The organism is Aquimarina macrocephali (assembly GCF_051627225.1).
In the GTDB taxonomy this organism is placed as follows: domain Bacteria; phylum Bacteroidota; class Bacteroidia; order Flavobacteriales; family Flavobacteriaceae; genus Aquimarina; species Aquimarina macrocephali.
Genome location: NZ_CP151795.1, coordinates 2968183 through 2990958, shown reverse-complemented (window position 1 = coordinate 2990958; position 22776 = coordinate 2968183). Strand labels below are relative to the sequence as shown.

The window sequence follows — 22776 nt, the reverse complement described above, 5'->3', positions numbered from 1 at the left end:
GCATCTTCTGCGAGGTTTATAATTTATCGTTGAAATTCTTACATCGAAGCCGAAATAGTTTCCATAGATCGATCTACTTTTTTCACCAATCCTGATAATACTTTTCCTGGTCCAACTTCGGTAAATGATGTTGCACCATCTTTGATCATATTTTGTACACTTTGTGTCCATTTTACAGGTGCAGTAAGTTGTGCGATCAAGTTCTTTTTAATTTCCTCGGGATCTGTAACTGCTTTTGTTGTTACATTTTGATACACAGGACAATTAGGTATATTAAATGTTGTAGCTTCAATCGCTGCGGCCAATTCTTCTCTAGCTGGCTCCATTAACGGAGAATGAAAAGCTCCTCCTACAGGTAATACCAGTGCTCTTCGAGCTCCTTTTTCTTTCATCAACTCACATGCTTTTTCGATAGCTTCTACTTCGCCAGAGATTACTAATTGCCCAGGGCAATTATAATTTGCTGCTACTACAATTCCATCTATTGTTTCACAGCCCTGCTCTACTACTTCATCTTCTAATCCCAAAACAGCTGCCATTGTAGATGGTTTCAACTCACATGCTTTTTGCATAGCCATCGCTCGTTTGGATACCAATCGTAATGCATCTTCAAAATTAAGAGTTCCGTTAGCAACTAAGGCAGAAAATTCACCTAAAGAATGTCCCGCAACCATATCTGGTTTAAAACTATCTCCTAATACTTTACTTAAGATAACAGAATGTAAAAAGATAGCAGGTTGTGTTACTTTAGTTTGTTTTAACTCATCTGCTGTTCCTTCAAACATAATTTTGGTAATCTCAAACCCTAAGATATCATTTGCTTTATCAAAAAGTTCTTTAGCGATATCTGAGTTTTCATATAGATCAAGACCCATTCCTGAAAACTGGGCTCCTTGACCAGGAAATACATATGCGTTCATATGATACTGTGTATTTAAAATTTTGACAAAAGTAAGGATAAAGTTGGTACGAGTAACTAGAATTTTTGTTTTGGGCGTCCGGGCGGGCTATTCGTTACAATTCCTCGTATTTTTAACCTTCGACAACACTTCGCCAAGCTCAGTATAGTGAGCTTAAAAAGATAATACTTCGGGATTTCTACTACTATCCCTGACGCAGACATCTCGTTTCAAATTAAGAATACCTATTCACAATACTCTTTACTTCATTGTAATATAAACTCCCAAACAGATTAAGGTGAACCAAAAGGTAATACAATTGCCAAATCGATAATCGATCTTTCCAATTCCCAACAAGAGGAAAAACTTCATTATAGACATCAAACACCCGAGAATTAAAACCGCCAAAAAGATGCATCATACCCATATCCATTTCTCTGGGTGCATAAGCAACTGCCGGATCAATAAGACAAGGATATCCCTGCATATCAGTCATAAAATTACCATTCCATAAATCACCATGAATCAGGCTAGGCTTTTCGTCTGGAATTTCATCTTTAATCGTTTTATAAAATGCATCTAAGTCTGAAAATTTAAATCCTTTTTGTCGCGATAATTCAAATTGTGGTTGTAATCGCTGGGTTACATAAAATTCGTATGCAGAATCACTTATTGTATTGTACTGTGGTAGACTCCCTATATAATTATCATTTTCAAAACCAAAATAAGATTCGTTTTGTCGATGTAAGGCCGCTAATTGTTCTCCAAACATTTCCCAAAAATCATCTGTTTGTTTTCCAGAATCAATATATTCTAATATCAAAAAAGCAATATCATCAAATTCGCCAAAATGAATAGTCCCGGGTATGGTAAATGTATTGGAGTCTTTTAATCGTTGTAATCCCTTGGCTTCTGCCTCAAACATCCCAGGAAATTTTGAAGCACTATTGACTTTGGCAACAAATTTTTGTTGATTTGTATGTATAAGACAGACGTCATTAATGTCCCCTCCTGATAATGGCTGTATCGCTATTATCTTTTCTGAAAGTAATTCTTCAAAATGAGATGTAAGCTTTAAAGAGCGCATTATTTTTTGATATACGTCAAATACGTAAAAGGATACTTATGCTTTTCGTCTACATCATGAAATTGTTCTTTCTCCAACTTCCAGGCTTTAGCATCAATTTCAGGAAAAAAAGCGTCCGCTTCAAAAGACTCATGTACCCGGGTTAACTCTATACAATTTGCATAATCCATCCCCATCGTATAAATCTCGCCTCCTCCTATAATAAAAGGTTGTGCATCACCTTTAGCAATTTCTAAAGCATCCTGCATGTTGTGCACTACTATTACACCTTCTGCCTGATAGTTTGTATTTCTGGTAATAACAATATGTACGCGATTTGGAAGTAATTTAGGAAAAGTTTCAAAAGTTTTACGTCCCATAATAATATGATGACCGGTCGTTAGTTTTTTAAACCGTTTAAAATCATCTGGCAAATGCCAAACCAGATCATTATCCTTACCTAAGGCATTATTTTCTCCTGCCGCTGCAATCATTGTAATCATATTCTTAGCTTCTTTTAACTCTCCCACAATCTCTGATGTTTTTCCTTTTATAAATCCTTCTTTCTTTTTAACCAATTCTGCTTTGGGGTACATTAAATCTACATCTTTTTGGAGCAAAGCAATTTCTTCTTTTTGTTTGGTAATTAATCGTTCCATCTGCCGATCTGCCCACTCTTGCCCCATAAATGTACTAAACAACCATACATTACAAAAATGTATTACCAAAAGGAATGCCCAGGACAGTATTGCAATAATATACCAGTCTATCCCTAATAACGTAACCTCTTTTCCATAACCAAATACTAGATTAAGAATTGCTAAGAATATTGATCCAACTATAAAAATAATAAAGTGTTGAAATAATCTTTTTTTCTGAATAACACGTTTACGTGCATGCTCATATAGCTCACGTTGCTGTGGATCAATTTGTGTTGTTTCTTTCTTTTTTGAAAACATATTAATGCTAACTTAGTACCGGCGAGTAAAGATATAGTTTTTACCAAAAAGCACTAAAATTACTTATGAAGAATTTAAGAAAAGAGTTTCCTGTTTTATCTCATAATACGTATCTCAATACAGCATCTTCTGGATTACTTTATGATTCGCTTTTAGATTTTAGACAGGAGCATGATTTAGATTTTCTTATTGGGGGAAGCCTGTTTAGAGATCATCAACAAGTTTTTTTAAATAATGTGCGTAAAACTATCGCAACATTTTTTGGAAGTTCTGATAACAATGTGGTATTAACTCCTAATTTTTCTTTAGGATTCAATACAATATTGAGTGGGTTAGATAAAAATAAAAAAGTCTTATTATTAGATGAAGATTACCCTTCTATTAACTTTGCCGTGACCAGTAAAGGATTTAATGTTTGCTATGCTACAATAGATGCTACAGTAGAACAAAATATTGAAAGTGCCATACAAAAACACAAGCCTGATATTTTTGCATTTAGCTTAATACAATACATTAATGGCATTGCAATAGATCTTGATTTTCTTACTTCATTAAAAGCCAAATATCCTGATGTGCTTTTTATTGCTGATGCTACACAGTTTTGTGGCACTAGAACTTTCGATTTTAATGCTTCGGGAATTGATATTTTGGGATGTAGTGGTTATAAATGGTTACTGGGAGGATATGGTAATGGATTTATGTTGTTTAACCATCGAATATTAGATCAGATTACACCTTCTTCATATATCGATGCTGCTACCAATACCAATTATGATCCATCATATACAAGTTTGCAAGCAAGATTTGAATGTGGCCATTTGGACACCTTTAATTTTGGAAGCTTACAATATTCTCTGAATTTTCTGAACAAAATAGGCATCGCAACTATTGAAGATCATATGAACAAATTATGTGAGTATGCAAAATCAGAATTCACCAAACTAAATCTATTAGAAGAAGATGTGGTAAAGCGACAAAAACATAGTACTATTTTTAATATAAAGGGCGATCAGGAATTACATTTATATTTAAAAAAACATCAAATAATTACTTCTCTTCGTGGACAGGGTATTAGAGTTAGCCTTCATTTTTATAACACAAAAGAGGACCTGGAAAAACTACTTGATATACTACATCGTTATCGTTAATATCTTATTGTTAAATGTTGATTAAATTACTGATAATCTGACATTTCCTTCTTTTCGTTTTTAATGTTTTGCAGTAACTTAGTTTTTAATTTATTAACCAATATTTAATAGTATATAAATTATGGCGATTACTAAGCAATATTTAAAATCTAAACCTATTTGTAAAGTTACTTTTATTGTTCCTGCGAAAGAAGCAAATAATGTTAGCGTAGCTGGAGAATTTAATGAGTGGAATACAGAAGCTACCATTTTGAAAAAGTTAAAAAATGGAAACTTTAAAGGAACCATCAATCTTCCTAAAGACAATAAATTTGAATTTAAATATATTGTAGATGGTGAATGGACAAATGAAATCGAAGCTGATGGATATCAGTGGAACGATTTTGCTGCTACAGATAATAGTTTACTTGTAATATAAAACTAAAGACTTCAGCTTTTATCAGGTTAAATTAATTTTTAACTCTAATAAAATCTTATAAGGTGTTGAAACGTGTTAATCCACAACCTCAACACCTTTCCAAAAGGCAACATAATCTTTAATTTGTTTTGCTAAATCACTGGTATTTGGATAATACCATGCCGCATCCTTGTTTTCTTTTCCATCTACCTCGATTGTATAATACGATGCCACTCCTTTCCATGGGCAATTGGTATGCATATCACTGGACTTAAAAAATTCTTTTTTTATTGCTTCTGGCGGAAAATAATGATTATTTTCTATCACTTTGGTGTCATTACTTTCTGCTATCACTTGTCCGTTCCAAATTGCTTTCATATTCTGGGTGTTTTTTTGTTTTTTATTCTTCTTTTGTAATTAGATAATCTTTGTAATCGTTATTCTGATCTGAAAAAGATTTCACAATTTTCAAACCAGATTCTTTTGCCAGCCACTTTACAATATCATCATCATATTTCTGAGAAATCTCGGTATGAATACTTTCCCAGGCTTCGAAGTGAACTTGCAACGACAAATTATCAATATCGACAGTTTGTTTTTCTTTGCTCACCAAATAACTTTTAGCAGTTCCATTTTCGGGATCATACGTTTCCCAATGCATGAATTTGTTCAGATCAAAATTTCCATTAAGTTCTTTATTGATTCTTGCTAAAACATTTTTATTAAAAGCTGCTGTTACTCCAGATTTGTCGTTATATGCATCCAAAACTTTCTGGGGGTGTTTTTTTTGGTCAAACCCTATAAAAAGTAGATCACCAGTATGCATTGCATTGTATAATTTTTTCAAAAACTGAATGGCCCTTGCGTGTAATAGATTACCTATATTAGATCCCAGAACCATAATTACTTTTTTACGGTCGCTCATATGCTTTAATCGATCTAAGACTTCAAAGTACTCACCTATTTGTCCTTGTACAGCAACTCCAGGCATTTCCTGGTTTAAGTTTTTTACCAATCCATCAATAGCATTTTCGCTAATATCAATAGGGTTATAAGTAAAATTATAGTGTTGATTTAACAATTCTTGCAATAACACTTTTGTTTTTTTCCCGTCACCTGCTCCCAATTCGATTAAGTCAAAACCTTCTTTATGGGTATCAAATTTTTGAATAATATCAGATTTGTGAGTTTCAAAAATTTCATATTCTGCTCGTGTGAGATAATATTCTGGTAACGCCATTATTTGTTGGAAGAGTTCATCTCCTATTTCATCATAAAAAAATTTAGACGATAAATATTTTGGAAACGCAGTTAAACCTTCGCATACTTCTTTCTCGAAAGTAGAAACCAGTACTTTTTGATCTTTAGAATTCATGTGAAAAAATAGAGTTATTAATCCTTCACTAATCGCAATCCTGTAAATTGCCATCTAAGGTGTGGGTGAAAAAAATTACGATATGTTGATCTTGTATGGTTTCGTGGTGTAGCTACCGATCCTCCTCGCAACACTTTCTGATTTACCATAAATTTTCCGTTATACTCACCTAATGCCCCAGGAGCTTTTTTGTAGTTAGGATAAGGCGAATATGCACTTTCTGTCCATTCCCATCGTATCCCCCATTTGAAAAGAGATTGTGCAGTTTCCCATTCGAACTCGGTTGGTAATCGCTCTCCTTTCCATTGGGCAAAAGCAAATGCTTCAAAGAACGAAATGTGAGTAACCGGAGCTGTATAATCCACTGTTTTTAATCCCCGCAAGGTATATTGATAGTATTGTCCATCTATTTTATGCCAATATAATGGAGCTTTGATGTTATCTTTATGTATCCAATCCCAGGCTTCTGCATGCCATAACAAGCTATTTTCATACCCTTTATCTTCGATAAAATCAAGATATTCTCTATTTGTTACAAGTGCATTTGCAATGGTATACTCTCTAAGGTATACTTTATGTCTACCAAGCTCATTATCATAACAAAATTTATTTCCTTTATATCCAATCTCATAAACACCTTCTTCTACGGTACTATATTCAGGAGTTTGATCATCATTAGAAATAGGGTTTTCAGAAAACGTATCATTATATTTAGGAAACAACGGATTATTTCCCAATATAAATTTTATATCTGTAATCAATAATTCCTGATGTTGTTTTTCATGATGGATGCCAATCTCTACCAATTCTCTAATTTCTGGATCATCATTTTCCTCTAAAAAAGTCTGCAAGTGCGAGGTAATATAATCTCTATATTCATATACTTCACTTACTGTTGGTCTAGAAAGATTTCCCCTATCGGTACGTATTACCCGTTTCCCAACACTTTCATAATAACTATTAAAAACATAGGCATACTCTGGATGAAATCGTTTAAAACCTGACACATATTTTGATAGAATGAATTCTTCAAAAAACCAGGTAGTATGTCCTAGGTGCCATTTTGGAGGAGAAACATCTACAATAGGTTGGATGACATAATCCTCTATCTGGAGAGGAGCACAAATTTCTTCGGTATCTGATCGGGTTATTAAAAAGGAAGTTATTAAGTTATCTGTAATGATCATAAAAAAGAGTGTATACGACTTACGTATACACTCAAATTTACTGATTTTTATTATTTTTTATCCTATAACAAGGTTAATCCAATGTTAAAATTAGAATATCTAATCTATATATTACTGTGGTTTTCTAAAAGTAATTGGAACAGTATAAGCGATGGCTATTGGTTTTTCTCCCCATTTACCGGGTTTCATCTTAGGTATGGCTCTAATAATTCTAATAGCTTCTCTTTGTAAGTATCTATGTGCTCCTGTAACTTCAAGTACTTCTACCTTTCCTTTTTTATTTATAATAAACTCTACCGTTACTGTACCGCTCAATCCTTCGTTCATAGCAATTTCTGGGTACTCAAAATTTTGAATAATATGATTTCTCAATTTTTGGTCAAAACATTGAGTAGGGGCCTGTCTTGATCGATCACATTTTGGCCACATCGGTGTGATTCCTTTTTCATTCGCATTTTCCTGCGATAAAATTATTGCATCCTGGGAAAAAGAAATTCCTGAAAGCAAAAGTGTTAAAATAAGTAATGTTTTTTTCATCGTAGTTCATTTAAAATTTGGGCTTAAACTGCAACCCTTCCCTTTATATGAGAGTGTGGATCATAGTCTACTAACTTGAAATCATCAAAAACGAAGCCAAAAATATTTTTCACCTCTGGATTAAGTATCATTTTGGGCAATTTTCGAGGTGTTCTAGATAGCTGAAGTTCTAGTTGTTCTGTATGATTATTATAGATATGAGCATCTCCAAAAGTATGTATAAACTCACCTGCTTCATAGCCACAAACCTGCGCCATCATCATGGTAAACAAGGCATAAGAAGCTATATTAAATGGTACTCCTAAAAAAATATCTGCACTACGCTGATACAATTGACAAGATAGCTTGCCATTAGCAACATAAAATTGAAAAAAAGCATGACAAGGAGGCAATGCTGCCTTACCATTAGCTACATTTTCAGAAAATGACTTTGATGTATCTGGCAGGACACTTGGGTTCCAGGCAGATACTAACATACGTCTACTATCGGGGTTGTTTTTAAGCGTCTCTACTATTTCCTTGATTTGGTCAATTTCATTACCATCCCAATTACGCCATTGATGACCATATACAGGACCTAAATCTCCATTATCATCGGCCCAATCATTCCAGATACGAACACCATTTTCCTGAAGGTAACCTATATTAGTATCTCCTTTCAAAAACCATAATAATTCGTGAACTATAGATTTTAGATGTAGTTTTTTGGTAGTAACCATAGGGAAACCTTCACTAAGATCAAAACGCATTTGGTAACCAAAAACGCTTTTTGTACCTGTTCCAGTTCGATCTTCTTTTGCATTTCCATTTTCAATTACATGATTCACAAGATCAAGATATTGCCTCATATTCTCTCTTACAGTTTATGTTAATCTTTAAAGTTAAAAGTGCTTTCCAAATATACAAAAAATAGCATACGAGATACTCTTTAATTTATTGATTTAAGGATTGTTGTACAATAGTTTTTAACAATACATTATGAATTAAACTATTATCCTATTATCATTCCAGCAATTGTAGCAGATAACAGGGATGCTATCGTACCTCCGATCAGTGCTTTCATACCAAATTCAGACAATGTTTTTCGCTGACCAGGTGCCAAAGAACCAATACCACCTATCTGTATCCCGATTGAAGCAAAATTTGCAAAACCACATAGCATATAAGTAGCCATAATCACAGATTTATTATAGGTAAAATGTAGTGCGCTAGCTGGGTTTTTTAGATCTGCTAATTGTATATATCCTACAAACTCACTTGCTGCCAATTTAATTCCTAGGAGTTGACCCATTAAAGCTATATCTTCTTTGGCGACTCCAATCATCCACATTAATGGCGCAAAAAGATAACCTAAAATAAGTTCAAGAGATAAGCTTTGGTAGGCTGTGTTTGATGCTATCCAAGTATTTACAGAAGTGATGTCTCCAACCCAACTTAACACACCGTTCAGCATAGCAATAAAGGCTACAAACACTAATAACATAGCACCAACATTTACAGCTAGTCTTAAGCCTTCAGTTGTTCCGTTTGCTATAGCGTCTAAAATATTAGATCCTATTTTTTCTGAAGAAACATGCACGTCTGTATTAATTTTTTCTGTTTGCGGAAATAGTATTTTAGAAATAACAATTGCTCCAGGAGCTGCCATTACTGATGCTGCTAATAGGTGTTTTGCAAATTGTAATCGTAAAACCGGGTCGTCTCCTCCTAAAAACCCAATATATGCTGCCAGTACAGCTCCAGCAACAGTTGCCATGCCACCGATCATAACTAATAGCATTTCAGACTTATTCATCTTTTCTAAATATGCTTTAATTAATAGAGGCGCTTCTGTTTGACCTAAAAAGATGTTACCAGCAACACTTAAACTTTCTGCTCCAGATATCTTGAGTGCTTTGGTCAACAACCAAGCTAAGCCTTTTACTACTTTTTGAATAATACCTAAATAAAATAATAAGGAAGTTAAAGCTGAAAAGAATATAATAGTTGGTAATACTTGAAAAGCGAATATAAAACCAAAAGTATCCATATCTACAACCAAACCTTCAAACAGAAATTTACTTCCCGCTCTAGTAAAGTCTAAAACATTAACAAATAGGCCTCCAACCCATTCAAATATCGTTTGAACAAACGGTACTTTTAAAACTCCAATAGCAATTATTAATTGAAATCCGACACCTAATCCAACTGTTTTCCAATTAATAGCTTTTCGGTTACTGCTAAATAAAAATGCAATTATCAGAAGTGCTATCATTCCTAAAACACCTCTCCATAAACTACTAAAAGAGAAACCCTGGTTAGGTATAAGTTGATTAACTTCTGCAACAGGAGCTACTTGTACAGTTTCTTCCTGAGTAGTAAGAGCATATGATATATTATTTTTTGAAATGACCAGCGTAGAATCAGTTAAGGTAGTAACTTTATATCGTATTAGGGAATCCTGAGCTGTCTCGGGGAAAAGTAATAAAACGCTATTTTGCTGTAAATAATCTCCTTGTAGCGTTTCTGAAGCACCATTAAAAGAATATGAAAACTGGCCTTGTTCTAATGAAAGGTAATCTCCATTTTTAACGGCAAAAGTTTCTTCTGGAGTTCCATTAACTTTTTCTAAAATCCATTTTTTCTCTATGGATTGTGCTGATAATATGGTGAAAACAAATAGTGATAACAGAAAAGTAAGTAATCCTTTCTTCATAAAAATTGAACTCATTTAAAATAGATTAGATCTTTAATGCTGACATACAAATTAGCCTCGTTTGGAAATTTCATCGCGAATCCTTGCTGCTAATTCATAGTCTTCATTAGTAACTGCCTGATCAAGCATTCGATTGAGTTCTTCAATAGATAAGTCTTTATAACTTGTTTCTTTACCTACCATTTCAACATCATCAGAAACCAGTTCATCTACCAAAAGACTTTCGGGATCAGTCTCATCATCCTTTTTAGGATTTACTTTAAGATATATACCAGCCTGATCCAAAATATTTTTATATGTAAATATAGGAGCTTGAAATCGTAAGGCCAATGCAATAGCATCGCTTGTCCTGGCATCAATGATTTCTTCAATTTTATCGCGTTCACAAATAACACTGGAATAAAAGACACCGTCTACCAGTTTATGAATAATTACTTGCTTCACTATAATATCAAACCGATCTGCAAAATTCTTAAAAAGATCATGGGTAAGTGGTCTTGGCGGTTTTATTTCCTTTTCTAAAGCAATAGCTATAGATTGCGCCTCAAAAGCACCTATAACAATTGGCAACTTTCTTTCTCCATCCACCTCACTTAAAATTAGCGCATAAGCACCATTTTGGGTTTGACTGTATGATATTCCTTTTATGTTCAGTCGAACTAAACTCATATTGCTCTCAATAAAAAAGGGCTGTTTGAATATGCGGATTTTTACATAGGTTCAAACAGCCCCTAATTGGGCACAATTTATGAAAATTATGCGTTATTCGATTTAAATTCTTTTAATTTTTCAATAAGTTTTGGCACTACTTCAAAAGCATCTCCTACTATTCCGTAGTCTGCCGCTTTAAAGAAAGGTGCCTCGGGATCGTTATTAATCACCACTTTTACTTTACTGGCATTAATCCCTGCCAAGTGTTGAATAGCTCCAGAAACTCCAATAGCTATGTACAGGTTTGACGCAACTGGTTTTCCTGTCTGTCCTACGTGTTCGCTATGAGGTCTCCATCCCATATCACTTACTGGTTTTGAACATGCGGTAGCGGCACCAAGCACTTCTGCCAGCTCTTCTATCATTCCCCAGTTTTCAGGACCTTTTAATCCACGTCCTCCTGATACTACAATTTCTGCATCTGCGATAGAAACCTTATCTGTAGCTTTATCCACAGCGGTTACCTGTACTCCAAAATCGTCATCAGAAAGTGACGGATCAAAAGCCTCAGAAGTTGCAGATCCAGCATTTTCCTTAAGACCAAAAGCATTATTGGATAGACCAATCACTTTAACATCAGTTGGTATTTCTGTAACATTAAATGCTTTATTGGTAAATGCAGTACGTTTCACTTTAAAAGGAGAAGCACTTTCTGGCAACCCTACAACATTAGATGCATATCCCGCATTAAGGTGCACAGCTAATAAAGGTGCTAAAAATTTACTATCTGCTGTAGAACTTACCACAACAACCTTTGCTCCTTCTTGTACTGCTGCTTGTTTTATTGCATCTGCATATGCTTTTGCATTAAATGTAGATAGTTTATCATTTTTTATCTCTAAAACTTTATCTACTCCATACGCTCCTAATTCACTACTATCTCCTCCATTTATACTTACAGCGGTTACAGTTGTACCAAGCATAGCAGCAACTTCTTTTGCATAAGATGCTACTTCGAAAGCGGCTTTTTTAAATTTTTGGCCTTCACTTTCTGTATATACTAAAATTGACATAAAAATTTTGTTTAATTTTTCCCGAATCTGTTTCAGGAACTGTTTGATTGTTTTGTTAATTTTCAAAAGACTCCGAAAGGAATTCGGAATGATTTAGTCTTCAATTAAATCACCTTAGCCTCGTTGTGTAATAATGCAACCAATTGATCTACATTATCAGGAGCTACTAATGTTACCTCTCCTTTTGGAGTTGGTTTTTGAAATTGAACAGCTTTTGTTCCCTGATCTGCTTCAATTGGCTCTACTACGGTAAGTGGTTTTTTACGGGCCATCATAATTCCTCTCATATTCGGAATACGCAAATCACTTTCTTCTACCAGTCCTTTTTGTCCGCCAACGATTAAAGGTAATTTAGCTGTAGAAGTTTCTTTCCCTCCATCAATTTCGCGAGTAACTGTTGCCGTATCTCCTTCGACTTCTAAACCGATGCATGTATTTACAAAATTAGCACCTGTAAGAGCAGAAATCATCCCAGGCACCATACCTCCATTATAATCAATAGATTCTCTACCAGCAATAACTAGATCATAACCACCATCCTGTATAACTTTTGCTAATTGTCGAGCAACATAAAAACCATCTGTAGCTTCAGTATTTACTCTAATAGCATTATCTGCACCAATCGCCAAAGCTTTACGCAAAGTAGGCTCTGTCTCTGGACCACCAACATTTGCAACATCTACAGATGCTCCTTGCTTTTCTTTAAACCACATTGCACGAGTTAATCCAAATTCATCATTAGGATTAATTACAAATTGCACTCCATTGGTATCAAACTTAGTATCTCCATCCGTAAAATTAATTTTGGAAGTTGTGTCTGGCACATGGCTAATACAAACTAATATTTTCATTTTATATATGTATTTTTTGAGAATTTAATAATAAAAGCGAAGGTACAAATAAAAAGTATAATTTACTATGCACGCATAATAAATTTTTTCAATATTCAACCCCTATCAAAGGGTTTTAATTGCTACTTTTGCCTTCGTTATGGCACAAAATATTTTTTTAAAATAAAATTAGTAGAATTTAAATTATCATTAAGTGTTACATATACGGATAATTTTAATTCCAAAAATAAACAGTGTCGACTAAAAACAATAAAAAGAAGCACATGAAAACCATACAATTCAGAGAAGCAATTTGCGAAGCAATGACTGAAGAAATGCGACGAGATGAATCCATATATTTAATGGGTGAAGAAGTTGCAGAATATAACGGAGCGTATAAAGCGAGTAAAGGCATGCTGGACGAGTTTGGTCCAGATAGAGTTCTTGACACTCCTATCTCTGAATTAGGTTTTGCTGGTATTGGTGTTGGAAGTGCCATGAATGGTAATCGACCAATTATCGAATTCATGACGTTTAATTTTTCATTGGTCGGAATAGATCAAATCATTAATAACGCTGCAAAAATGCGCCAAATGAGTGGTGGTCAATTTAACATTCCTATTGTTTTTAGAGGCCCTACTGCTTCTGCAGGTCAATTAGGAGCTACACACTCACAAGCTTTTGAAAATTGGTTTGCTAACACACCAGGATTAAAAGTAGTGGTTCCTTCAAATCCAAAAGACGCCAAAGGGTTATTAAAATCTGCTATTAGAGATAACGATCCCGTTATCTTTATGGAAAGTGAACAAATGTATGGTGATAAAGGTGAAGTACCAGAAGGTGAATTTACAATTCCTCTTGGAGTAGCAGAAACTAAGAGAGAAGGTAATGATGTTACCATTGTTTCATTTGGAAAAATTATCAAAGAAGCTTATAAAGCAGCAGATGAATTAGCTAAAGAAAATATTTCCTGTGAAATTATAGATTTAAGAACTGTTCGTCCTTTAGATCTGGATGCTATATTTACTTCTGTCAAAAAAACAAATCGATTAATTGTTCTTGAAGAAGCTTGGCCTTTAGCTAATATTTCTTCAGAAATCACATATCAGGTGCAATCCAATATCTTCGACTATCTAGATGCACCCATTATAAAAATCAATACAGCAGATACACCAACTCCATATTCTCCTCAATTATTAGAAGAATGGTTACCAAACAGTAAAGATGTTGTTAAAGCTGTTAAAAAAGTGATGTATAAATAAAATGAACTCCTTTATTTTGCGTTTCATCAGTTTTCGGAACACCATCAAATACAAAAATGGCCCAAAAATTGAGGTGATCCACTAATTATCACAAGTATTAATCTTAATAATTTTAGATGAGACATTTGATTTTAGGAATACTTTTTACTTTATGTAGCGGTACATTTCTTTATTCACAAACTAAAATTGGTGGCCAGGTTTATGATAATAATAAGCAACCTGTTCCTTTTGCTAATATTGTATTTGCAAATTCTACTATAGGTACCATAACCGATGAAAATGGTAGGTTCTATATGGAATCCGACAACAATTATTCTAATGTCAAAGTTTCGTTTATTGGTTTTAAAACCAAAACTATAAAGCTAACCAAACGGGTTACTTATAAGATGGAAATCATCCTCGAAGAGGAAGCCGCTGCATTGGATGAAGTTGTTATTTACAAAGGAAAAACTTCTAAAAAGAATAATCCCGCTATTGATATTCTAAGAAAAATCTGGAAAAATAGACGGGAAAATGGAGTTAAGAAGTTTAAACAATATACCTATGATAAATATGAAAAATTAGAATTTGACCTCAACACTATTGATAGTGCTTTGGTCAATAGTAGGATTTTTAATGGTATGGAATTTATTTTTGATGATGTAGATACGTCGAGAATAACCGGAAAAACCTATTTGCCTATTTTTCTTAATGAAGCTCTTTCTAAAGTATATGGTGATAATATAATCAATCAAGAGAAAGAAGTACTAGCAGGAAATAAAAATGCCGGATTTAGTGATAATCAAACTTTAATTGCATTTGTTAAAGATCTGTACTCTGATTACGATGTATATGAAAATTATTTAAAATTCTTTGACAAAAGCTTTACCAGTCCACTATCTCGAACCGGGATTAGCGTATATAATTATGTCTTAACAGATAGTGCCTATATAGGCAACAAATGGTGTTATAATATCATATACTACCCCAGAAGAAAAAACGAATTGACTTTTAAAGGCGATTTTTGGGTAAATGATACTACATGGGCTATTAAAGAAATAAACTTAGAAGTTACAAAGAGTGCCAATATTAACTGGGTAAAAGATTTATATATCGAACAAGAGTTCGATGTGCTAAATGATTCTATTTTTCTAATTACAAAAGATTACTTTCAGTCTGATTTCGCTTTTAGTAAGAAAGAAAAATCACGCGGAGTATATGGTAAAAGAACAACTTTATATGACAATTATAAATTTGACATAAAAAAGGACAACAAATTCTATCAAAGCCAAGTAGATCCATATAATCAAGACATTTATAATAGGGAGGATTCTTTCTGGGCTAATGCCAGAATGGAAAAACTTAATAAAGATGAAGAAAAAGTTTACAAACTGCTCGACACTCTTAAAACGGTAAAAGCTTTTAAACGCCTTTATAATATTGGAACCATATTAGCTTCGGGGTACGTAGAGTTTAATGGTTTTGATTTTGGACCACTTTTTAATACTATTGGATTTAATGATATTGAAGGGTTTAGACTTAGAGCAGGTGGTAGAACCTATTTTACTTCTAATGATAGATGGCGTATCGAAGGATATGGTGCTTACGGTTTTAAAGACAATAAGTTTAAATATGGGATTTCAGGAAAATATCTTGTCGATCGAAAATCAAGACTTATCGTAGCTGCCGGAAACCGACGAGATGTAGAGCAACTTGGTGCCAGTCTAACCAATACTAATAATGTTGAAGGGAGAAGTCTGGCCTCCTCTTCTGTTATTGCTACTGGAGATAATGATAGACTTACATCTATCAATCTGTCTGCTTTTTCTATGCAAATAGAACCCAAAAAAAACCTAACAATTGGAGTCACAGGATCCTATAGAACTTTAAAACCAGCAGATCGTTCATTATTTAGCTTAGATTTTCTTGATCCCGAAACCAATGAATTACGTACTCAGATCAAACAAACCGAAATAGCAACACAAATTACATATACACCAGGTAGGAAAACTACAGGATATGGTGTAGATAGAATTGTTGTAAATGATGGGGATTTTTCAACTCTATTTCTAAATTATAGTGTTGGTGTAAAGGGTTTAATAGAAAGTGATTTTGAATATCAAAAATTACAATTTTTCTACCGACAACCATGGAACATTGGAGGTTTCGGTGTATTAAACAGCTCACTGGAAGTTGGAAAAACATTTGGCGAAGTCCCTTTAGGCTTGTTAAGTGTTATCCCAGGAAATCAAACTTATCTTTCAATATATAATACTTTTCCATTATTAAACTATTATGAATTTGTTACAGATACTTATACCTCTCTTCACTTAGAACATAATTTTAATGGTAGAATATTTTCTAGAATCCCGTTACTAAGAAAACTAAATCTTAGAGAATTGGTTGGTATAAGAGGTGTTTGGGGAGAGTTATCTAATGAAAACATCGCAATCGATGCTTCAGGGTTTTTACAAAGTGTAGGAGCTCCAAATGACGAAATTTATTGGGAATATAGTTTGGGTGTAGGGAATATTTTTAAGGTTTTCAGAATAGATTTTCATTTTAGAGGGAACTATTTCGATAATCCAGATGCTCGTAAATTTGGAGTTACCGGATCTTTTGGATTTTATTTCTAGAAAAAGATTACTGTATACTGGTTTAAAAACATCGATTGCATCATACAATCATTATATTTTTCTGTATTGTTACCGTGTATTTTTATCTAAAAACCTTTTAGTTCATCACAATATTAAGATTTAACTAAAAAAGTAATAATTTTTCTTTATAAATTTTAACTAACCCCTTGTAATACCTATATTTGCCGCCCATTAAAAAGAGAATAGAATTATGAGTACAGCTACTAAAGAAAGCTTTGACGTACTAATTGAAATACCAAAAGGAAGTAGAAATAAATACGAGTACGATTTTGATATAAAAAAAATCAGATATGATCGTATGATCTTTTCCTCTATGATGTATCCGGCAGATTATGGATTTATTCCTGAAACTCTGGCTTTAGATGGAGATCCTCTAGATGTTTTAGTGTTAGTTACAGAACCAACATTTCCTGGTTGTGTAATGGAAGTTAAACCTATTGGTGTTTTTCATATGGCAGATGAAAAAGGACCTGACGAAAAAATCATATGTGTTCCTGTTTCTGATCCTATTGCAAGTCGACTTGCCGATCTAAAAGAAATGAATCCTCATTTAATAAAAGAAATAGAACACTTTTTTCAGGTATATAAAGATTTAGAGCGAAAAAAAGTTGATGTAGGTGGATGGGGTAATATTGATGAAGCTAAAGATATTATCAAGGCCTGTATTAAACGTTTTGATGAACTAGAAAACAAACCAAAAGGATTATTTAGTATTTACTAAATATCAATTCTAAGAACTTTAAAAAGCATGGGGTTTTCTTTTAAAGAAAACCCCATGCTTTTTATTTTACATCATACTCAGAAGGAAATTCTCTTTCATACTTTTTCATTTGAAGCATACTCATATGTTGAGTAATTTCATAATTCCTTTTGTATGTATACTGAATAAGAATTGGATAATCTACTTTAAAATTTACATTTCTTAAACTCTCATCACTATACTCAAAAACATTATAAGCCCAATAACTGTGTCCATTAGCATGCTCCAGATTCATTGTTATGATTTCATGATTACCATCATCATCAACATCTCTTTCTGCTCGATGCTCCTCAAACACCATATCATCAAAAGATATTTTTTGAAATAATGCATCATTTTTTTGAAATAAATACAAGACCTTAACGAGCATACCCATCACTCCGTTTCCTGTACCTTGTTGTATCATCTTTACATCTTTATACCCATCACCATTAATATCCGACACCATAACAAGTCCTCCTTTCATAGTTAAAGGAGAAAATGAACCTGATTGTTTCATTTTTTGAATTTGCCTTTTATTGCGAAAAATACGAATCATCCCAAAATCGATTTGGGCAGCGAACCAGGTTAATTGGATCGTTAAACTATCTTTATTATCAAAAAATTGATCTATCGATAAAGTACAATCATAGGTTCCTTTAGTGGCTATCTTATCATATTCTTTCCACGTATTATATGTTTTGTAGAATGGTGCAGAATGTTTTTCAAATGCATATTGAGCATTTGAAGAATTTATAAAAAAAATACTATAAAACACTATCAGAAACGCAGTTCTATAAAAATATAAAATCATACATCTATCTTTCTTTTTTAAACTTACACAAAAATAGAGCATCACAATCATAATTTACTCCCCCGAAAACAGTAGTTTTTTTCATTTTTCGTACGATCAATTATTTAAAATTATTGCCATCTAACTATCCTTTTGTATTTAGGGTATTTTTACTACTTTTAGCGACGAATTAACTTAAAATATATTTAATGGAATCGAATATGATTTATATGCCCATTGTTTTGGCATTACTAGGGCTAGTTTATATGCTTATCAAAAAATCTTGGGTAATGAAACAAGATGCAGGTGATGGTAAAATGAAAGAAATTTCGGATCATATTTATGAAGGTGCTTTAGCTTTCTTAAATGCAGAATACAAATTACTTGCAATATTCGTGGTAATAGTAAGTGTTTTATTATTTATAGTTTCTATAGTAGTAGACACAACACACTGGTTGATTGTGATCGCTTTTATTTTTGGAGCAGTATTCTCTGCCTTTGCTGGAAACATAGGGATGAAAATTGCTACCAAGACAAATGTTAGAACTACCCAAGCAGCTCGTACTAGTTTACCAAATGCACTTAAAATTTCTTTTGGTGGTGGTACGGTAATGGGACTTGGTGTTGCAGGATTAGCAGTATTGGGATTAACAACTTTCTTTATCATATTTTATAATGTCTTTATGGGAGGTGAATGGACTTCTGCCGATAAAATGACTATCGTTTTAGAAACCTTAGCCGGATTTTCTTTAGGAGCAGAATCTATTGCACTATTTGCTCGTGTTGGTGGAGGTATTTATACCAAAGCAGCAGATGTAGGAGCAGATTTGGTTGGTAAAGTAGAAGCTGGTATCCCAGAAGATGATCCACGTAACCCTGCTACCATTGCAGATAATGTAGGTGATAATGTAGGTGATGTTGCTGGTATGGGTGCCGATTTATTTGGATCTTATGTAGCAACTGTCCTTGCAGCTATGGTATTAGGTAACTATGTGATCAAAGATATGGGAGGTTCTATTACAGATGTTTTTGGGGGTATTGGACCAATCTTATTGCCAATGGCAATTGCAGGTGTTGGAATTATCATCTCTGTAATAGGTACGATGCTTGTCAAAATTAAAAGTAACGATGCCAAAGAAGCTCAAGTAATGGGAGCACTTAATATTGGTAACTGGACATCAATTATTTTAGTAGCAGTAGCCTGTTTTGCATTATGTAAATGGATGCTTCCCGAAACAATGAAAATGGAATTCTTTGGTGAAGGTCTTGTTGAGATCTCTTCGATGAGAGTTTTTTATGCAACTTTAGTAGGTTTATTAGTGGGAGCAGTAATCTCTTCTGTAACCGAATATTATACTGGGCTAGGTAAGTCACCTATCCTTAAAATTGTACAACAATCAAGCACAGGTGCTGGAACAAACATTATTGCTGGTTTAGCAACCGGGATGATTTCTACATTCCCTTCTGTATTATTATTTGCAGGAGCTATTTGGGCATCTTATGCCTTTGCAGGGTTTTATGGAGTTGCACTAGCAGCCTCTGCGATGATGGCTACTACAGCTATGCAATTAGCTATTGATGCTTTTGGACCAATATCTGATAATGCTGGTGGGATCGCAGAAATGAGCGAACAGGAGCCAATAGTAAGAGAACGAACAGATATACTAGATTCTGTAGGAAACACAACAGCAGCAACAGGAAAAGGATTTGCTATTGCTTCTGCTGCGCTAACATCTTTAGCCTTATTTGCCGCTTATGTTACCTTCACAGGAATTGACGGAATTAATATTTTCAAAGCACCTGTATTAGCAATGTTATTTGTTGGAGGTATGGTGCCAGTAGTATTCTCTGCTTTAGCAATGAATGCTGTAGGAAAAGCTGCTATGGAAATGGTACAAGAAGTACGTCGCCAGTTTAAAGATATAGCAGGAATCATGGAAGGAACAGGAAAACCAGAATATGATAAATGTGTAGCTATTTCTACTAAAGCATCTTTAAGAGAAATGATGTTACCCGGTTTATTGACTATTGGATTCCCACTAGTAATAGCTTTCATTCCAATGATTTTTGGTATGGATACTAAAGCCATTGCAGAAATGCTAGGAGGATATATGGCAGGAGTTACTGTGAGTGGTGTGTTATGGGCTATTTTCCAAAACAATGCAGGTGGTGCCTGGGATAATGCTAAAAAATCATTTGAAGCCGGTGTCGAAATCAACGGAGAAATGACATTTAAAGGTTCTGATGCTCATAAAGCTGCAGTAACAGGTGATACTGTTGGAGATCCATTTAAAGATACTTCTGGTCCATCGATGAACATTTTAATTAAATTAACATGCCTTATAGGACTGGTAATTGCTCCTATTTTAGGAGGACACACTTCTGAAACTGCTGTTGCAACTAATACTATAGAAGTGACACAATCAATGAATAATGCTTCTGAAAAGAAAATTGAAGTTCGTATGAATATGGAAGGTGAGTTAGCAACTGCTACTGTTACCATAGAAACTTCTGAAGAAGGAAAAGTAAAACGTGATATAAAAGAATTAAAAGGATCAGAAGCTGAAGTAAAAGCAGAAATTGAAGCAATTAAAGCTTCTATAAAATAAGAATCCTAAAATTAATGTATAAGACAACCTCGCTCTTTGGGCGAGGTTGTTTATTTTTATGATATCTCTTAGTAAAAAAACTAAATAACTACGACTAATACATAAAATTATACCAAACGAAGCATAAGCAAATTACTAAAATTTATATTTTTTATGTTTAAGAAAAAAGCTTTACGTATCAATACTTACCTTGGTTACGGCACGAATTCCATTTTTCGTGCAACAGGAAGAGCTCTTGAAGATGAAAATATTGATTTTAGTACAAATCAAAATATATTTAAAACCCTACGGAATATTTACAGACAGCTTGAAAGTGATGAAATCCGGAACATCAAAATAGAACTAAAATTACCCGATGGACAAGTTATAGAAACAAATACAGACCTCGAAGGGTATTACAACCTGGAACTCGATATCCCTACGCTGTCTAAATATATAAATGAAAAAGGTTGGATTTCGTATAGTGTATCCTACAAAAAAGAAGATACACGTAAAGAAATAAGCAATAAAAATATATTTAAAAGCCAAATGCTTGTCCCTTCAGATCATGCAGAATTCGCAATTATAAGTGATATCGATGATACTATTATACATACAGGTGTCGCTTCATTATTTAAATGGAGAGTTATTGCTAATACACTTTTCAAAAACTTTGATAAAAGAACTGCAATAGAAGGCACGGTGAAATTTTGCAAAAAATTACATCTGGGCACAAAAGAATCACCTGTTAATCCGTTTTTTTATGTAAGTAATAGTCCGTGGAATTTGTATGATTATCTAAGTGCGTTTTTTAACAAACATCATTTCCCAAAAGGTCCAATTTTACTTAGAGATTTTAGAACACCATTTGATAAAACACCAAAACCTAAAGTTCCTCATAAGCAGTCCGAAATTGTAAATCTTTTAACGATGTATCCACATCTTAAATTTATTCTTATTGGAGATAGCGGAGAAAAAGATGCCGATATTTATACTAAAATTGCAGAGCAATATCGTGGTCGTATTTTAGCCATTTACTTAAGAAACGTAAAGCATCGCCGAAAAGAAAACCGAATTAAAAAGATTATACATTCTTTTACTGCCTCTCCTATTCTTCTTGTTCACACTTATGATGAAGCTATCAAACACGCACAAGAGTCTGGGTTCATAAATTAGTGTTTCATACTTCTCACCTCAGAGGTTAATTCCAGCATCGCCTCTTGTAGCTGTTTCATACTAGCCGTATCAGAATTAGCATCAATATTGAAGCTTAACTTACTATTTATTTCCCAAAGCTCAACTATTTGATGTGTTTGAATGGTATATGGTAAGTACTCAGAATTTAAAGAGATTAACGTTATTATAGAAGCATCTTTATTTTTTCTGATTTTCTTTACCACTACACTATCTTCTAAAACGATTACGCAAATTGTATTATTACTCACTTCAGAAAGGTTATTTACCGCTTTACCAATCACCCATTCTTTGGGTTCTAGTAATGGCAGCATACTATCCCCTTCTACCTGAAAACCACGATATGTAGCATTTCTATATTCTGGTAAAGGAATATCAAATGCAGGTAATTGCTGATACCAGTCTAAATCCTGAACATTATGAGGATATCCTGCTGCGGCTTTTACATTTACCAAAACTATATTTTCATTATTCTGAGAATCTATAGTAACAACTTTTGGAGATACATCACCCAGGTGTAATTGTATTTTCTTTTGAGTACTCTCTCCAAACAACCACAAGGGATTAATATTGAATTCCTGCAATAATCTGGCTACAACTTTTCCTGAAATCTTGGTCTTACCCCTTTCTATATCAGCTGTAGAGTTTTTAATCTGCAAAACTTTAGCAAAATCAGATTGGGTATAATGATTTTCCTCGCGAATTTGTTTAAAACGCTTTATGGTTTGGTTGGTTGAATTATCCATA

At 33.7% G+C, this 22776-nt stretch carries 21 protein-coding genes; 7 read left to right on the top strand and 14 right to left on the bottom strand.

Going from position 1 to position 22776, the window contains the following annotated elements:
* Positions 1 to 38: 38 nt before the first annotated feature.
* From fabD to AAFU52_RS12910, 3 genes are all read right to left on the bottom strand, one after another.
* The gene (fabD, locus tag AAFU52_RS12920; protein WP_024770608.1) at positions 39 to 920 is read right to left on the bottom strand and encodes an ACP S-malonyltransferase; all 882 of its coding nucleotides are present in this window, start codon (positions 918 to 920) and stop codon (positions 39 to 41) included.
* 214 nt (positions 921 to 1134) lie between these two features.
* Positions 1135 to 1986 carry a fructosamine kinase family protein gene (locus AAFU52_RS12915; RefSeq protein ID WP_438422218.1) on the bottom strand — a complete coding sequence of 284 codons (852 nt, stop codon included), beginning with the start codon at positions 1984 to 1986 and terminating at the stop codon, positions 1135 to 1137.
* Positions 1986 to 2924, bottom strand: a complete 939-nt coding sequence (locus AAFU52_RS12910; protein WP_438422217.1) for a dihydrofolate reductase — start codon at positions 2922 to 2924, stop codon at positions 1986 to 1988. Before AAFU52_RS12910 ends, AAFU52_RS12915 begins: the two co-directional genes overlap by 1 nt.
* 65 nt (positions 2925 to 2989) lie before the next feature.
* Between AAFU52_RS12910 and AAFU52_RS12905 the strand changes: the two genes are divergently transcribed.
* Both AAFU52_RS12905 and AAFU52_RS12900 read left to right on the top strand, forming a co-directional pair.
* A complete protein-coding gene (locus AAFU52_RS12905) occupies positions 2990 to 4072 on the top strand; it encodes an aminotransferase class V-fold PLP-dependent enzyme (RefSeq protein WP_024770605.1) in 1083 nt (360 codons plus the stop codon).
* A gap of 121 nt (positions 4073 to 4193) precedes the next feature.
* A complete protein-coding gene (locus AAFU52_RS12900; protein WP_024770604.1) occupies positions 4194 to 4490 on the top strand; it encodes an isoamylase early set domain-containing protein in 297 nt (98 codons plus the stop codon).
* A 75-nt stretch (positions 4491 to 4565) separates the two neighbouring features.
* Here AAFU52_RS12900 and AAFU52_RS12895 read toward each other — a convergent pair whose 3' ends face one another.
* The 9 genes from AAFU52_RS12895 to AAFU52_RS12855 all read right to left on the bottom strand — a co-directional run bounded on the left by AAFU52_RS12895 (position 4566) and on the right by AAFU52_RS12855 (position 12838).
* On the bottom strand, positions 4566 to 4847 hold the full coding sequence (locus AAFU52_RS12895; protein WP_438422216.1) for a DUF427 domain-containing protein: 282 nt from the start codon (positions 4845 to 4847) through the stop codon (positions 4566 to 4568).
* 22 nt (positions 4848 to 4869) lie between these two features.
* Entirely contained in the window at positions 4870 to 5844 is a 975-nt protein-coding gene (gene egtD / locus AAFU52_RS12890) for an L-histidine N(alpha)-methyltransferase (RefSeq protein ID WP_024770602.1), read from the bottom strand.
* Positions 5845 to 5861: 17 nt separating this feature from the next.
* Positions 5862 to 7031: an ergothioneine biosynthesis protein EgtB gene (gene egtB, locus AAFU52_RS12885; protein ID WP_024770601.1), complete on the bottom strand. Its 1170-nt coding sequence runs from the start codon at positions 7029 to 7031 to the stop codon at positions 5862 to 5864.
* A 111-nt stretch (positions 7032 to 7142) separates the two neighbouring features.
* Positions 7143 to 7568 carry an energy transducer TonB gene (locus AAFU52_RS12880; RefSeq protein WP_438422215.1) on the bottom strand — a complete coding sequence of 142 codons (426 nt, stop codon included), beginning with the start codon at positions 7566 to 7568 and terminating at the stop codon, positions 7143 to 7145.
* 23 nt (positions 7569 to 7591) lie between these two features.
* Complete coding sequence (locus AAFU52_RS12875; protein ID WP_024770599.1) at positions 7592 to 8416, bottom strand: thymidylate synthase; 825 nt, start codon at positions 8414 to 8416, stop codon at positions 7592 to 7594.
* 143 nt (positions 8417 to 8559) lie between these two features.
* The gene (locus AAFU52_RS12870) at positions 8560 to 10263 is read right to left on the bottom strand and encodes a NupC/NupG family nucleoside CNT transporter (protein WP_438426637.1); all 1704 of its coding nucleotides are present in this window, start codon (positions 10261 to 10263) and stop codon (positions 8560 to 8562) included.
* A gap of 51 nt (positions 10264 to 10314) precedes the next feature.
* Positions 10315 to 10932, bottom strand: a complete 618-nt coding sequence (locus AAFU52_RS12865) for a bifunctional nuclease family protein (protein WP_024770597.1) — start codon at positions 10930 to 10932, stop codon at positions 10315 to 10317.
* 86 nt (positions 10933 to 11018) lie between these two features.
* Positions 11019 to 11987, bottom strand: coding sequence for an electron transfer flavoprotein subunit alpha/FixB family protein (locus AAFU52_RS12860; protein ID WP_024770596.1), 969 nt, complete (start codon positions 11985 to 11987; stop codon positions 11019 to 11021).
* A 104-nt stretch (positions 11988 to 12091) separates the two neighbouring features.
* Positions 12092 to 12838 (bottom strand): electron transfer flavoprotein subunit beta/FixA family protein, encoded by a 747-nt coding sequence (locus AAFU52_RS12855; RefSeq protein ID WP_024770595.1) that lies wholly within the window; start codon positions 12836 to 12838, stop codon positions 12092 to 12094.
* A gap of 233 nt (positions 12839 to 13071) precedes the next feature.
* Between AAFU52_RS12855 and AAFU52_RS12850 the strand changes: the two genes are divergently transcribed.
* From AAFU52_RS12850 to AAFU52_RS12840, 3 genes are all read left to right on the top strand, one after another.
* Positions 13072 to 14079: a pyruvate dehydrogenase complex E1 component subunit beta gene (locus AAFU52_RS12850; RefSeq protein WP_438422214.1), complete on the top strand. Its 1008-nt coding sequence runs from the start codon at positions 13072 to 13074 to the stop codon at positions 14077 to 14079.
* Between the two features lie 116 nt (positions 14080 to 14195).
* On the top strand, positions 14196 to 16694 hold the full coding sequence (locus AAFU52_RS12845) for a DUF5686 family protein (protein WP_438422213.1): 2499 nt from the start codon (positions 14196 to 14198) through the stop codon (positions 16692 to 16694).
* 211 nt (positions 16695 to 16905) lie between these two features.
* Positions 16906 to 17436 (top strand): inorganic diphosphatase, encoded by a 531-nt coding sequence (locus AAFU52_RS12840; RefSeq protein ID WP_106794783.1) that lies wholly within the window; start codon positions 16906 to 16908, stop codon positions 17434 to 17436.
* Positions 17437 to 17497: 61 nt separating this feature from the next.
* Here the strand turns inward: AAFU52_RS12840 and AAFU52_RS12835 are convergent, their stop codons facing one another.
* Positions 17498 to 18268, bottom strand: coding sequence for a hypothetical protein (locus tag AAFU52_RS12835; RefSeq protein ID WP_024770591.1), 771 nt, complete (start codon positions 18266 to 18268; stop codon positions 17498 to 17500).
* Between the two features lie 188 nt (positions 18269 to 18456).
* Here AAFU52_RS12835 and AAFU52_RS12830 point away from each other — a divergent pair, with 188 nt between their 5' ends.
* Together AAFU52_RS12830 and AAFU52_RS12825 are read left to right on the top strand one after the other, a co-directional pair.
* Entirely contained in the window at positions 18457 to 20856 is a 2400-nt protein-coding gene (locus AAFU52_RS12830; protein ID WP_024770590.1) for a sodium-translocating pyrophosphatase, read from the top strand.
* A gap of 153 nt (positions 20857 to 21009) precedes the next feature.
* Entirely contained in the window at positions 21010 to 22011 is a 1002-nt protein-coding gene (locus AAFU52_RS12825) for an App1 family protein (protein WP_438426616.1), read from the top strand.
* Here the strand turns inward: AAFU52_RS12825 and AAFU52_RS12820 are convergent.
* Positions 22008 to 22775: an XRE family transcriptional regulator gene (locus tag AAFU52_RS12820; protein WP_024770588.1), complete on the bottom strand. Its 768-nt coding sequence runs from the start codon at positions 22773 to 22775 to the stop codon at positions 22008 to 22010. The genes AAFU52_RS12825 and AAFU52_RS12820 overlap by 4 nt on opposite strands.
* Position 22776: the final 1 nt, after the last annotated feature.